The following is a 12,877-nucleotide window of genomic DNA, read 5'->3' as shown; positions in this document are numbered from 1 at the left end:
GGTTACCACGGGGCTTTTTAATTCTTGCCCCGAACCCTTTAAAAGGCCTGCCCGGAGTTAGGCTTAGGTGATGGGGATGACCAAGAGGATTAGGCAACCGATTATAGCGGTTCTCGGTCACGTTGACCACGGCAAGTGCCTGCTCCCGAGCGAGACCGTCGTCGTCCCGGACCTTGGAAGGATAACGCTCGAAGAGCTCTTCAGGATGGGAAAGAGGGTTGTTGAGCACGACGATGAAAAGGAAATCAGGGAGCTTTCACTCCCGATAACGGCCGCAGGGGGAGACGCGAGGGTTTCCCTCCGTACGGGAACCCACGTGTGGCGCCTCAGGCACAGGAGCAAGATGGTGAGGGTCAGACTGAAGAACTGGCACAGTGTTTCGGTTACTCCAGAGCATCCCTTCCTCACGACGAGGGGATGGAAGAGGGCCGACGAGCTCAGACCCGGTGACTACGTCGCAGTTCCAAGGTTCCTTCACGCCAACGAGAATAAGGGGGTCTTTGAGCGCTTTGTGAGAACCAAGCTCTCGACTCCAGAACTTATAGTGAAGCTTGAGGAAGACGTCCTCAATGAGATTAGGGACAGATTCAAAGGAGAAAAGGAGTACAAAGTCCGCTCCAACGTTTTCCGCGCTGAAGACATTGAGGGCCTCTGGGAGAGAGTTGAGAGAATAGCTTTCACACCGAGAATTCACCGCTCGGGCAAGCCGGTCCACTACATCAGGCTCCCGAAAACGGACGATGAATGGAAGGCTCTCTTCTACTTCGCCGGCGTTATGTTTGGCGATGGGAGCCAGGAGAAGATAGCCAACAACGACGTTGAGGTGTTTGAGAGGCTCAAGGCAGTGGAGGCCCTTGGTGTCGAGCTCGTCAGGGTGAGGAGAAAAACCTCGTGGGAGATTGAAATCAGGAAGGGAAAGAACGCCCTGATAAGGCTCATCCGCACCCTCTTTGACTATCCAGAGAGGCAGAAGGCGAGGAGCATAAGGGTTCCGAACGTTCTCTTCGTCGCACCGAGGGAATACGTTGCAGAGTTCCTCAGGGGATACTTCGACACCGACGGACACGTAAGCCTCAAGGACGTCAGAATCGAAGTGACGAGCGCCTCACAGGAGTTCCTTGAGGGGCTTTCACTCGTCCTTCTCAGGTTCGGCATAGTTTCAAAGCTCTACCGTTCGGAATACACCACCCTTGTGATTTCAGGCAGGAGGAACCTTGAGGCGTTCAGGCGGTTCATCGGGTTTACTGTGAAGGAGAAAGCCGAGCGCCTTGAAAGGGTGATAGTGAGGAGCAAGAAGAGCGAAACCTACCCGATATTCGAGGAGCTCAAGCGCCTCAGGCTCCTCTTTGGGTTCACGAGGACGGAGCTCAACTCCTTCGTTCCGTTCTACTCAAAGTACGAGTCCAACGAGGCGCCGAGCTACGAGACCCTGATGAGGATTCTCGATGCAATCGAGAAGGGCTCCCCAACGCTCGCAAGGAAGCTCGCGGTGCTTGAGGGCAAGTCCAGGGACCACAACTACCTCAAAGCCCTCGAAAAGGACGGCCTGATAAAGGACGGAAAGCTCACAGAACTTGGAAGGGAGCTCCTTGAGGTCTGGCGCAACAGGGAGTTCGATTCAAGCGATGTCGCCTATGTTCGCAACCTCGCCGAGAACTTCGTTTTCATCCCCGTTGAGGAGATAGAGGAGTTCGACTACGACGGCTATGTCTACGACCTAACCACCGAGACCCACAACTTCGTCGCCAACGGAATACTCGTCCACAACACGACGCTCCTCGACAGGATAAGGCGGACCAACGTCGCCGGCAAGGAAGCGGGCGGAATAACCCAGCACATCGGTGCGACCGAGGTTCCCATCGAGACCGTCAGGGGGCTCGCGGGGCCACTCATCAAACTCTGGAAGGGTGAGATAAAGCTTCCTGGACTGCTCTTCATCGACACACCCGGCCACGAGGCATTCACGAGCCTGCGCGCGAGGGGCGGAAGCTTGGCTGACCTGGCCGTTCTGATAGTCGACATCAACGAGGGCTTCCAGCCGCAGACGATAGAGAGCATCGAGATACTTCGGAGGTACAGGACGCCGTTCATAGTTGCTGCCAACAAGATCGACAGGATTAAGGGGTGGAAGGTGGAGGAAGATGAGCCCTTCCTTGTTAACATCAAGAAGCAGGACCAGAGGGCTCAGCAGGAGCTTGAGACAAAGCTCTGGGAGCTTATAGGCAAGTTCTACGAGCTTGGTTTTAACGCCAACCGCTTCGACCGCGTTCAGGACTTCACCCGCGAGCTTGCCATAGTCCCGATTTCGGCCAGGTACGGAATAGGCGTTCCGGAACTTCTCGTCCTCATAGCCGGCCTCAGCCAGAAGTACCTTGAGGAGAAGCTTAAGATCGAGGTCGAGGGCCCGGCGCGCGGCACGATCCTCGAAGTGCGCGAAGAGCTCGGCCTCGGAACCACCATAGACGTCATAATCTACGACGGCACGCTGAGGAAGGACGACACGATAGTGGTTGGAGGAAAGGACAAGGCGATAGTGACGAAAATCCGTGCGCTGCTCAAGCCCAAGCCCCTCGACGAGATACGCGATCCAAGGTTCCGCTTCGACCAGGTTGACGAGGTCGCCGCCGCGGCGGGTATAAAGATAGCCGCCCCCGGTCTTGAGGACGCCCTGGCTGGTTCGCCGGTCATAGCGGCCCGCTCCGAGGAGGAGGTCGAGAAGGCCAGGGAGGAGATACTCGGCCAGATACAGAGCGTCGTCATAAGCACCGGCAAGGTGGGCGTCATAGTCAAGGCCGACACCCTCGGAAGCCTCGAAGCACTAAGCAAGGAACTCCAGGAAAAGAACATACCGATAAGAAAGGCCGACGTTGGAAACATCAGCAAGACCGACGTGATGGAGGCTCTGAGCGTCAAGGACGAGGAGCCCAAATACGGCGTCGTCCTCGGGTTCAACGTCAAGGTGAACGATGACGCTGCGGAGGTCGCCAAGGCCAAGGGGGTGCCGATATTCACCGGCAACATCATCTACAAGCTCATCGAGGACTACGAGGAGTGGGTCAAAGCTGAAGAGGAGAAGAAGAAGCGTGAGCTGCTCAGCAAGGTCACCTTCCCGGGCGTCATAAGGCTCTACCCGGACGAGCGCTATGTCTTCAGGAGGAGCCATCCGGCCATAGTCGGCATCGAAGTCGTGGAGGGCCGCATAAGACCTGGAGTGGCGCTCATCAAGCAGAACGGCCAGAAGGTCGGCGTCATCAAGTCCATCAAGAACAAGAACGACTTCGTCCAGGAGGCCAAGAAGGGCGACGCGGTGGCGATAGCCATCGAGGGTGCGATGGTCGGCAGACACATCCACCCGGGGGAGACGCTCTACGTTGACCTGAGCAAGAACGACGTCATAATCCTCGCCAAGCAGCTCAAGAACGAGCTGGATGAGACCGATATAAGGGCCCTCAAGATGACGGCGAAGGTGAAGGCTCAGCAGGATCCGTTCTGGAAGGCGGTTTAAGGTTCTCTTCAAAAGCTTTTTATTCTTTATTTGCCTAAGTTCGTTGGTGATTCACCGTTGGTGGATAGGGTTGTGTTTACGTCTGAAAGTTCCAATTTTGAAGAGAGTCTCGTGAACGCTTTTAAGGAATACTTGAGTTCAGGTGTTTACTTCGCACCAACATATGAGTGGAAATTCCGGAAAATTCTTAGCGCAAACGGAATTCCGACGAAGGGGACGAGAGATGAGAACTACAGGGAGAAACTCCTCATCGAAAGGTACAGACTCGCTGAGAAGCTTCTTGGGATTCTGGCTGGAAGAGACAGAGTCAAATATTCTCTACAAATTAAGCCCCTATTTAGGGGTGTTCGCAAGACCTCTGACATAGAGCCTCCCTACGTCGAGTTCGTCGTGACGTGGGGAAGGCTGACCCACAAAAGGGAAGGAACTCCTGCAGGGCTTCTCATAAAGAGCGTGGACTCTCGCGATGCGATTATGGCTTATTATGAGGAAGTTCTCTCGAAGGCTTTCGACAATGAAATTTATTCAAGGCTCTGGGATGCCTATTTTGAGCACCTATCCCTTTCTGGAGAGGTAAGAAGAGCAAAGGAGAAAAAAGGCGCGGAAAAGTATCACCTTCTTTTGGACATCGTTGATGGGCTGGATAAGTTCACCTACGAAGGCAAGGGCTTTCCCTCTTTTCCTGGAATCTTGAGAAGAACCCACATGGCCACGTTTCCCGCTGGAGATATCTTCGAGCGATTCTACTCCGTTCCGCTCTACGGTGAGGGCTGGGATAAGGAGAAAAGCGTTCTTCGAGTTCTTCTTGAGAATGCCGACGACAGAAACGTCCGGGAGTTCCTTGAGCACTATGAGATAGGCTGGCTCACACTGGAAGACCTCGATGAGCTGTTCAGCTTGCAACAGGATGTAATTTCAAGGGTCAATGAGATGCTAGGCGAGATAATCCCCCGGGGACGGCTTGGCTCTGGCCTTAAAGTGCTTCCTCTCTACATTCAAAAGGCGAGCGGAAGCTTGGAGAAAGTGGCGAGGATTACTCCAACTAAGATTGACAGAGTTCCAAAAACGACATACCTCGTAACTGTCGCAGGAAAGATGGTGGAAGCACCTGAGAGTCTTGAGGGCTTTTTGACTCTTCTGATGGCTAACTCCTATTACCTCCCTAGGGAGGTTTTAGTGCTACTCCAGAAGTCCGGCTATAGGATTGGACGAACGAGAAAGACAGGACTTGACTGGCCGAACGTTGTCAAGGCAACCTTCGACTCCGCCGTAATATACGCCCTTCTCGAGGGAAGGATCACCGTTGAGGGCTTTGAGAACTTCACTGGCCATTTAGTTTTCCTCAACTACCTTGGTACAAGGTCAAACGTTCGCAACACGGTCTTCCACGACTATTACTACCATCTCCTTGATGGCATTGAAACCTTTGATAAGATTTACAGAACTAGGGCCAGAACCAAAGTGAACGTCCAAAACTTCAACAAGGATCATTATCCATATGCAAAAGTCCCAACAGAAGAGGCCCTAAAAATTGATGTTCATGGGCTAGAACCTGTTCACCTCTACACCTTTGACACTGGCTTCGGAGGAGTCGTTTTCAAGCATGTCTCAAAAAAATGTATCTCAAGGAATCTCTGTAAAAGAGTCGTGAGGTACTACGGCGCTGAAAGGATTAAATATCAGCTGTCCAAAAAGACTGACTCCAAGGAAAAGAAGCCAAACATGGGCTCTCTCGCTAGTTCCAAGGAATATTATTCCGCTATGTCCTTCAGAAACACTTCCACAGCTGGCTACATCCTGGAAATCAACGATAGGGAAGTGAAGGTTAGCGCTAAGGCCCACAGCGTTTCTGCAAGTGCACTTCTCGACAGAGGAGAGAATGCAAAGTACCTTCGCCTCCTGAGGACTTCCAAGTACGGTCCTGACAAGGGCGGTAGGGTTCGCTTCCTCCTTGAGGACTTCGTTTTCAGAAGGGATAACCCTGGGGGGGAAATGAACAGCGCAAACGAGATATTCAACGACCTTCTTAGGGGGATTGGCTCGTCCGGGGATATACACCTTATTCACATCCAAAACCTCGCGAACTCGGAGTACTTTGGCCTAATGGGGCAGGTTGGGGGCGTTTTCGTGGATTGGGATGGTCTTATGCTTAGTATTGATGGAGTCTGGGATGTTCTTGGCAACAAATGGGATGTTGCAGTTTTAAGCTACGATGGCCACAACTGCAGGGTCTTTCTCACCGTTGGAAAGAAGGGAAAGAGACGGAAATCCAATGATTCAGAGCCAAGTGAGCGTTCGATGCTTTACCGGCATCCAGTAATGATATTCTCGTCGAAGCCACTGCCAAGAGACGAAGAGCTGCTCTTCCTTCTTGGCATGGGAGACGAAAAAGGAATGGCGAGTTTTTTGGGGATAAAACGGCTGTTCTATTCCCCTTATCCCGACACTTCCAGACGGCTCATGCGTCCTTCCCTTCTCCTCGGAGGTGTTGAGGGTGAGTAGAAAAGATATCCCAATCCTCTACGGTGAGGCTTTTGAGCTGGGCGTTAATAGAGCCATTGCAGAGAAGGCATATGTTCTGCCTGAGGAAGCTTTCCTCGAAGATTTTATGGAGGAACCCCGGGATGAGGGGCTTCTCGTTGAGGCAAGGGAGCTGGCAATGAAATACGTGGACTTTTACGATAGAATACTCTCCTCCAAAGAACCGCTGGCCGAGTTCCTCGAATATTACAAGACATTTCAGTCCGGTAAGAGGTCGAGAAAGATCAATGTTGAAGAGTTGGATTTGACAAAAACCGACAAGATGAACATCCTTGCCCTGCTTGAACTTGGAAGAAAAACAGGAGAGCTCCTCAGAAGACGATACCCCGAGTTCTTGTTGCAGCCTCCGCTCAGAATACCGACTTCTTACGAGAAATACCTCTATCCGGACTTCATAGCCTTCAGTGGCATTGAGCCCCTCGCCATTGGAGACTTCAAGGTATCGGTGGGTTTTCTGGGTGCAGACCTCTCAAGCGTCGTGTGGAGCGTCAACTTTGATTACTACAACGTTAAGGAACTGGCCCTTAGAGCAATTTCTCTGAGCCCAGACAACTTCAAGTCCCTCTACAAAGCCCTTTCTAAGTACTTCAAGGCCTTCCACTACGCGACAATTTTTAATATGTTCCCAATAGATGTTCTCGTTGTTTTCCCGCTCGGAGTTTCTATTCTAAGGTTCAACTCCAGAGAAGAGCTTGACGAAATGAAATATAGCTTAAAAGACCTCGTTAGGAAGATGATTCCGGAGCAATTCAAGGAACATGCTAGTGACATTCTCAAGTACCTGACCGATGGGAGTGCGTACGTAAGGAAGGACGAAAACTCGAAGAAGTTCTACCTCGTTATTGACAACGGCAATGCTGAAATTCCTCTCTGGTCCTCTGGGTGCTATCCCTCTTGGAAGTACGGAAGCGTGAAGACCGGGGAGCCGAAATACACGGACATTAAAGGGCGGAGGAAACGCCACGAGGCTGACGTGGAGAGGCTCATCGAAGAGGTCGATCTCCTCATTGATGCATCCGATCAAGGAGTTGGCAAGAACCATGTTCTCCTAAAACACATTGCCGAGCTCGCCAAGGCTGGAAAAAGAGCGCTTATAATAGCCCCAAGGAAACACATACTCTACGAAGCCGAAGCTAAGCTCAGGGAGAACTACTCCGGAATCCGGCTAATCATCGTTACATCTGAGGGCAAGAGGAGCATCGAAAAAGTGGAAACTTACCAGGAAGGTCTAAACGCTCCGGAAGGGAGGGAGTGGCGCGCGACGGGAAAGTTGACAGAATACATCCGATCGAAGGAGTATTCCGTAATCCTGACTACGACGGCGACCTTCCAGTGGCTCAGGAGCAACGTATGGAAGCTCATCCTCAGAGACATCGATGTCATTGTCTTCGACGAGTTCACCAATTCAGGCTCGCCAGCGGTTGAAAGTATTCTGGGCTTCTTGAGGTTCTACTCGCGAAATCCCAACGGGAGGAAGGTGATAATCACCGATGCTTCCATAACAGAACCAAGGTTATTTCTTGACGCCTTCAAAAAACACCTGTCTGCAAAAGGGCCCCTCTACACTCCCCTTGAAGTTCTCATCTCGGAGTCTTCCAGCGACCCAATTGTTGAGAGGTTTGATATAAACAACATTTCGGCGGCCTATTACCGCCTTCACCTTGACTTTGAGTTGAAGTTTTATGCCCTTGGCTTTGGCGTTGAGGGCAAACTGCCTGACTGGCATTCTCTCATAGAGAGAATCTCTAGGATGGTCAAAAAGGATGTTGATTTCAAGAAGCTCCTTGAACAGGGTAAGGTCGTTTTCTACGCCGACAATAAGCTCTACGTTGATGACCTAACGGAGTTCCTGCTTTCACAGGGATTTAAAGCTGAGGAAGTCCATTCGGGCATAGAGAGGGATTCATCAAAGTTAAAGGGCAATATCGTTGGAACTTCCAGCCTGGCCTTTGGGGCTAACCTTGAGAATCACGAGATCCTCGTATTCATACCGCCGTATCCGGGCCACAGGTACATCGACAATGCCTACAACGTGGAGCTTTACAGGCAGGTGATAAAGCGCCTTAGGGGCTATAAAGGAAAGCCGAAGCACATAGTTTTTGTTGGCCTCGCGGAAAAGGAGGAAGACGAGTCCATGCACTACTACATGGTGAGGAATTTCATCAGGAAAATCCTCACCAACCGCTCCTTCCATGTTAGACTCCCTATGTTCTCCAGCGAGAGCGGGAGCTTTTACAGTGCCAAAGAACAGCCACTGAGGACAGGTGAGAAAAGGGAAGTGCCAGTGGAGACGTTCCTTCGAGACTACTATCCTCAGCTCAAGCGCATACTAAGCGCCGCGGGCTTTATCATCAGGCCGACCTTTCACCTTCAGCTTTCCCTCGAACGGGACTGGAACCTGCCTATTCCGTACAGAGTTTACAAGATTGCAGGAGAGCATATTACTAAGAAGTTCGGCTTCGAGGTTCTTCCGCTTAAGGACTTCAGCGACCAGAGAGAAAGGCTCTTAGAGTTGATGTCCGATAAGAGATACAAAGAAGGCGCTCAAATCCTCCTGGGAATAGTCGGTAGGGACTTCAACCCGCTAAACTACAAAAACGAGTACGTCTTGGCCAGAGTACTGGAGAGAAAGCTGAAGCCGGAGTGGATTAAAGCTGGTTACTCTTCGGTTCTGCTCGTGCCGTTCATCTACCCAAGAAGCGTGGAAAAACTACCTCATGGCCTCGAATCTCCTTTGAAGAAGCTCTTCCTTGGAGACTGGCGCTATGTTGAGATTCCTGTGAAGGTCATCGAGGAAAGAGAAAAGGGAAAATTCGAAGTTCCCGGGATACTTGCTTTCCATCCAGGCTTTGGAAAGAGAACAGAAAGAGGAGACATTCCGTTCAGAGAGAAGATAGTGATGGCCTTGGAAAAGGAGCGGAAGGGTGAGAACACACTCTATCTTCCAAACGTCTGGAAGGCAATCTAAACGAGCCCACCCTGAAGCCACCCAATAGCAGTGAGCGTTTCTCCCTTTTTTACTTCCCCTTTTAGGTGTTCCTTGAGAGCGAAGAGGTCTATCTCTCCCAGCGGGAGGTTCTTCAGCAGGATTAGGTAGCCGTCGCCGTAGAATGTCCTGCTTGGTCTGACTCTAAGCACTTTTCCCGTTATCGTGTAGTCGTCCATGAATGCGCCACCAAAGGTCGCGGGAAGGAGCAGCTCGGCCTCCTCGAGGTTCATCTTCATAGATCCAGCATCGGGCAGCTCGACCTCAAAGTCGTCTCCAAGAGGCCCAACGTTAGCTCCGTAGGCAAGAAACGCCAACTTTACTTTGGCGGTTTCCCGCTGTAGATAGTCGGCTTTTCTCTCGACGTAATCAACCGCAAAGAAGCTCACACTCGGCTTTACCTCCCCGAGAACATCACCTGCGACGTTGCCTTCCAGTCCATTGATCCACTCGAAGACTCTCTCTATCTGGAACTGGACGCTTGTCTCTGTCTTCAGCACTGGAAACGCCGTGATGAGGTGGGGCTCTGGATCTTCTATCACGACAGTTCTCATGAGAACGTCATCACCAAAGGGAAGGTTGTATATCCTCACATCGACGGTTTTGTTGCGGGAGAAGAGCCTTCCCCGCTTCAGCTCGGCGTTTACGGTTCTGTACTCTGGGTTCTCCTCGTTCAGTTTTCTCATGAGCCAGCTCACAACCCAAAGAGGATCTGGATAAATCGTGTCTATGTGGCTTCCATGGGTTATGCCCTTGATACGTTTTAACTTTGACCTCCTCCCGAGTATCATGAGAATCCCTATTAAGCGTAAGAATTTGACTTTTAAATCTTACGCCTCAGCTCCACAACCGCCTCAACATGTGGCGTGTGCGGGAACATGTCGATTAGAATGGCGTCCTCAATCCTGTAAGCCTTCTTCAGGTGGTTCTCGTAGTCTAATCTGAACGCCTTTGGATTGCAGGAGACGTAAACGACTCTCTCAACGCCGCTTTTCACCAGTAACTCGGCCGCTTCCCTCAATCCTTTTCTCGGTGGGTCGACTATGGCGGTGTCGTAGTCACCGATTGGCGTCTCCTCTGCCCGGCCAACGCGGAACCGGGCGTTCACCACATTTAGTTCGACATTTTTCCTCGCCACCTCCACAGCGAAGGGGTTCAGCTCGACCCCTTCAACGGCAAAGCCCCTCTTCGCCAGCCAGACGCCGAAGGTTCCGACGCCGGAGTAGAGGTCGAGGACTTTCTCACCATTGGTGAAGCCTTCAACGGCCCTGAGGAGAAGCCCCAGGGCGTAGCTGTTGGTCTGGAAGAAGCTGTTGGGGTGAATGAGGTAAGTCACGTCCTCAATCCTCTCGCGTATGAAGGGTTCTCCACCGAGAAGCTCGGGCTCTCCCCTCGGGTCGTCCCTCCCCTCCGTCTTGAGGCTCCAGTAAAGGGAATCCGCAAAGGAGAAGTAGTCCCTGAATGCCTCGGCAACTTCTTCCAATGGTTTCGTATGGGCTATGAGGTTCACCATGACCTCTCCCGTGAACTTGCCCTCCCTAACCTGGAGGTAGTGAATCTCTCCGGCTTTTCTCTTCAAATCCCATGGCTCAAGGCCAGTCTCGCTCAAAAAAGCCCGAAGGGCGTGCAGATATTCGGGAGTCCTCTTAGAAAAGGTGCGGCACTCGGAAAGGTTCACAACGCCGAGGGGATTCCCGTATTCCTTGAGTCCTATTCCCCCGGTGGTCACGATGAAGTTGCTCACGTTCCTGAAGTTCCAGATTTGGGGCGACCCTTTAACCGGTGCGCTTATCCCGGTTATCCGCTCGAAGAGTTTGGATTTAAGCCTCAACTGCTCCTTGTACTTCAACCCCTGCCAGAGACAGCCGCCGCATTTGCCGAAATGGAGGCATCTCGCGCTCCCCCTGAGCCGCGAGGGCTCGATGAGCTCAAAGTCTGCGGCCATCCTTCTGCCAAAGCGTCTCCTGGTTCTCCCCACACTCACCACGTCGCCGGGATAGGTGAAGGGCACGTGAATGATTCCATCGCCTGCTTTCAGCATGCCGAGACCGTCGCCGCTGAGGGCTTTTATCTCTCCCTTTGGGGGCATGCTTGCGAGTCACCGTCAGGGTTTTTATATCCCTCGCATACTCTCGGACAGGGGGTGAGATTGTGATGCCGAAGGTTTTCATCACCCGTGCGATTCCCGAAAACGGCATCGAGATGCTGAGGGAGCACTTTGAGGTCGAGGTCTGGGAGGACGAGCACGAGATTCCGAGGGAAGTCCTGCTAGAAAAGGTTCGGGACGTCGATGCCCTCGTTACCATGCTGAGCGAGAAGATAGACGCCGAAGTCTTTGACAGCGCTCCCCGACTGAGGATAGTGGCGAACTACGCGGTCGGTTACGACAACATAGACGTTGAGGAGGCAACGAGGAGGGGAATCTACGTCACCAACACCCCCGACGTCCTCACCAACGCCACCGCCGACTTCGCCTGGACGCTTCTGCTCGCCGCCGCAAGGAGGCTCATAGAGGCGGACAGGTTTATCCGCTCAGGCGAATGGAAAAAGCGCGGTATAGCCTGGCACCCGAGGATGCTGCTGGGCCACGACGTTTACGGAAAGACCATCGGCGTGGTCGGCTTCGGGAGAATCGGCCAGGCTATAGCGAGGCGCGCAAGGGGCTTCGGGATGAGGATACTCTACAACTCGCGCACGAGGAAGCCTGAAGTCGAGAAAGAGCTTGGCGCCGAGTTCAAGCCGTTGGACGAGCTCCTGCGCGAGAGCGACTTCGTGGTTCTGGCAGTCCCGCTGACGAAGGAGACCCACCGCATGATAGGCGAACGGGAGCTTAAGCTAATGAAGAAAACGGCGATACTCGTAAACATAGCGAGGGGCAAGGTCGTCGATACGGAGGCGCTCGTCAGGGCACTCAAGGAAGGCTGGATCGCCGGTGCAGGCTTGGACGTCTACGAGGAGGAGCCGTACTACCACGAGGAGCTCTTCAGCCTCGACAACGTGGTTCTGGCACCTCACATAGGCAGCGCCACCCACGGCGCGAGGGAGGGCATGGCCGAACTCGTGGCCGGGAACCTGATAGCCTTCAAAAACGGTGAGGTTCCGCCCACGCTGGTCAACCGGGAGGTGCTGGACGTCCGGAAGCCGGGGTTTGAGTGAGCCGACCGGCGATGGGGACGACACCCTCGTCTGACCCGTGATGAGCTGGACCGTGGCTGAGCCTACCTGATGATGAAGACTTCCGCAACGTCGTCAAAATCCTCATCAAAAGTTGCTATCTTTTTTATTCCGTTCATGACGCATGTAGCAACAATCTGGGCGTCTCTTGGCATTAAACCATACCTGACCGCATAGCTTTGAACGATTCCAGGACTTGTGGCGTCTTCAATCAACTCAACAGCATACTGGAAAATCAGTGTCAGAACGGAAGTAAACGCCTCGTCAATAAGAACTTTGCCTTCTGGAGTCTTCAAATATCTTTTTGCGTCGTATCTATTTCGTATTCCGGCTTTTTCCGAGAGCAGTTTTCTCAGCACTACATACACACTCTCTTCGATGGTGGAGAAGGAGGTTACAAGTTCCCCGCGGTTTTCATCTAAGATTGAAGAAGCAGTTTTGGTCAGGGGTGTCTCAAAAAGATAGTTGTAGATTACGTTTGAGTCGATGTATATCACCGGCCGACCTCCTCGGCGTATTCTTCGAGTTCTTCAACGCTCGCCTTTCCGAGTATTCCTGGGTGAACCTTCTTTTTCATAGCCTTTGCAAGGAACTCTGCATCAGCTTCGAGGAGTTTTTTCAGTCTTTCGAGGTCAACTCCCGCCGGAACCTTTATCATTATCTCTCCCATG

8 protein-coding genes are annotated in these 12,877 nt (G+C 52.4%); 4 read left to right on the top strand and 4 right to left on the bottom strand.

What is annotated here, in order from left to right; translation table 11 throughout:
- The first annotated feature begins 76 nt into the window (after window positions 1-76).
- Genes infB through E3E51_RS00080 form a run of 3 tightly spaced genes read left to right on the top strand, consistent with a single transcriptional unit; the run spans window position 77 to window position 9,014 of the window.
- A complete protein-coding gene (gene infB / locus E3E51_RS00090) occupies window positions 77-3,505 on the top strand; it encodes an intein-containing translation initiation factor aIF-2 (RefSeq protein WP_167911622.1) in 3,429 nt (1,142 codons plus the stop codon).
- Window positions 3,506-3,565: 60 nt separating this feature from the next.
- Window positions 3,566-6,007 (top strand): hypothetical protein, encoded by a 2,442-nt coding sequence (locus E3E51_RS00085; protein WP_206204427.1) that lies wholly within the window; start codon window positions 3,566-3,568, stop codon window positions 6,005-6,007.
- On the top strand, window positions 6,000-9,014 hold the full coding sequence (locus E3E51_RS00080; protein WP_167911143.1) for a DEAD/DEAH box helicase family protein: 3,015 nt from the start codon (window positions 6,000-6,002) through the stop codon (window positions 9,012-9,014). Before E3E51_RS00085 ends, E3E51_RS00080 begins: the two co-directional genes overlap by 8 nt.
- Here the strand turns inward: E3E51_RS00080 and E3E51_RS00075 are convergent.
- A complete protein-coding gene (locus E3E51_RS00075) occupies window positions 9,011-9,823 on the bottom strand; it encodes a hypothetical protein (protein ID WP_167911142.1) in 813 nt (270 codons plus the stop codon). The two genes, E3E51_RS00080 and E3E51_RS00075, sit on opposite strands and share 4 nt — an antisense overlap.
- A 32-nt stretch (window positions 9,824-9,855) precedes the next feature.
- The gene (gene rlmD, locus E3E51_RS00070) at window positions 9,856-11,121 is read right to left on the bottom strand and encodes a 23S rRNA (uracil(1939)-C(5))-methyltransferase RlmD (RefSeq protein ID WP_167911141.1); all 1,266 of its coding nucleotides are present in this window, start codon (window positions 11,119-11,121) and stop codon (window positions 9,856-9,858) included.
- Window positions 11,122-11,183: 62 nt separating this feature from the next.
- Between rlmD and gyaR the strand changes: the two genes are divergently transcribed.
- Window positions 11,184-12,188, top strand: coding sequence for a glyoxylate reductase (gyaR, locus tag E3E51_RS00065; protein WP_167911140.1), 1,005 nt, complete (start codon window positions 11,184-11,186; stop codon window positions 12,186-12,188).
- Window positions 12,189-12,250: 62 nt separating this feature from the next.
- Here the strand turns inward: gyaR and E3E51_RS00060 are convergent, their stop codons facing one another.
- Both E3E51_RS00060 and E3E51_RS00055 read right to left on the bottom strand, forming a co-directional pair.
- The gene (locus E3E51_RS00060) at window positions 12,251-12,703 is read right to left on the bottom strand and encodes a PIN domain-containing protein (protein ID WP_167911139.1); all 453 of its coding nucleotides are present in this window, start codon (window positions 12,701-12,703) and stop codon (window positions 12,251-12,253) included.
- A complete protein-coding gene (locus tag E3E51_RS00055) occupies window positions 12,700-12,876 on the bottom strand; it encodes a hypothetical protein (RefSeq protein ID WP_167890957.1) in 177 nt (58 codons plus the stop codon). Before E3E51_RS00055 ends, E3E51_RS00060 begins: the two co-directional genes overlap by 4 nt.
- Window position 12,877: the final 1 nt, after the last annotated feature.

This window comes from Thermococcus sp. 21S7, from assembly GCF_012027615.1.
Lineage (GTDB): Archaea > Methanobacteriota_B > Thermococci > Thermococcales > Thermococcaceae > Thermococcus.
This window is presented reverse-complemented; position numbering and strand designations above follow the sequence as displayed.

Coding starts and splice junctions, on each gene's coding strand:
- infB (WP_167911622.1), top strand. CDS start 77: ATGACCAAGAGGATTAGGCAACCGATTATAGCGGTTCTCGGTCACGTT.
- E3E51_RS00075 (WP_167911142.1), bottom strand. CDS start 9,823: ATGATACTCGGGAGGAGGTCAAAGTTAAAACGTATCAAGGGCATAACC.
- rlmD (WP_167911141.1), bottom strand. CDS start 11,121: ATGCCCCCAAAGGGAGAGATAAAAGCCCTCAGCGGCGACGGTCTCGGC.
- E3E51_RS00055 (WP_167890957.1), bottom strand. CDS start 12,876: ATGGGAGAGATAATGATAAAGGTTCCGGCGGGAGTTGACCTCGAAAGA.